1 protein-coding gene is annotated in these 1,398 nt (G+C 74.0%); it reads left to right on the forward strand.

The window, feature by feature from the left end:
- A partial coding sequence (locus tag EAO70_RS36235; protein ID WP_148007032.1) for a sensor histidine kinase occupies positions 1 to 1,128 on the forward strand: 1,128 nt, incomplete at its 5' end.
- Positions 1,129 to 1,398 lie beyond the last annotated feature (270 nt).

Below are 1,398 nucleotides of genomic sequence, written 5' to 3' on the forward strand. Positions count from 1 at the left end.
CCGCCCCGCCGCACCGCCTACGGCAAGGAGACCTGGAAGGAGATCTCCTTCCTCCTCTCCAACCTCTTCACCGCGCTGGCCGGTTTCGTCTACGCGGTCGTGAGCGTCGTCCTCGGCGTCGGCCTGTCCGTCACCGTCGTGGGGCTTCCGCTGCTCGCCCTCGGGCTCGGCGGCGCGCGCCTCCTCGGCCGGTCGGAGCGGGCGCGGGCCCGCGCGCTGCTCGGGATGACGATCCCCGAGCCGTCCCCGCTGCCGTCCCACGACGGCTTCTTCGGCTGGCTGTGGAGCAGGCTCAAGGACCCGGTGGGCTGGCGGACGCAGTTGTACGGGCTGATCCGGCTGCCCTGGGGGATCGTCACGTTCACGGTCACGCTCGTCTCCCTCCTCGTGCTCTGGCCGGTGCTGCCGTTCCTGGCGCGGGGCATGGCCGGCGCCGACCGGGGCATGGTCCGCGGCCTCCTCTCCCCCTCGGACGAGCTGGAGCGGCGGATCGCCGAGCTGGAGTCGGACCGCGGGGTCGTCGTCGACACCGCGGCGGCGGACCTGCGGCGCATCGAACGGGACCTGCACGACGGGGCGCAGGCCCGGCTGGTCGCGCTCGCGATGGGGCTCGGCCTGGCCAAGGAGAAGCTCCTCGACGACCCGGAGACCGCGGCGGCGATGGTCGACGAGGCCCACGGCGAGGTGAAGCTCGCCCTCCAGGAACTGCGGGACCTGGCCCGGGGCATCCACCCGGCCGTCCTCACCGACCGCGGACTGAGCGCCGCGCTGTCCTCGGTGTCGGCGCGCTGCACGGTGCCGGTGAAGGTGACGGTGGACCTGTCGGAGCGGCCGGCCGAGGCGATCGAGGGCATCGCCTACTTCACGGTGTCGGAGCTGCTCCAGAACGTCTCGAAGCACGCGCGGGCGCGGTCCGCGTCCGTGGAGGTGTGGCGGGCGAAGGACCGGCTGCTGCTCCAGGTCCGGGACGACGGGGCGGGCGGTGCCCGCTTCGACGGCGGCACGGGCCTGGCGGGCCTCGCGGAACGGCTGGGCGCGGTGGACGGCGTACTCGTCCTGGACTCGCCGGAGGGCGGCCCGACGACGGTGACGGCGGAACTGCCGTGGCGGTCGCGGCCGAAGGCGTGAGCTGTGCGGACGAGATGAGCTGTACGTACGCGGTGAGCCGTACGTACGCGGTGAGCCGTACGTACGCGGTGAGCCGTACGTACGCGGTGAGCCGTACGGGTACCCGGGCGCCCGGGGTACGGAGGCGCCCGGCGGGTTGCGTCGGCACCCGGCGTACGGACGACCGCGCCTGACGGCCGGTGGGGAGCGACACGGTGTGTGCGCTCCCCACCGGCCCTTCGCGTATCCGCCGTCACCGGCCCCTCGCCGAGGTAGGGAAAACCCCCGCCC

Origin of the sequence: Streptomyces sp. adm13(2018), assembly GCF_008042145.1 — a bacterium.
In the GTDB taxonomy this organism is placed as follows: Bacteria; Actinomycetota; Actinomycetes; order Streptomycetales; family Streptomycetaceae; genus Streptomyces.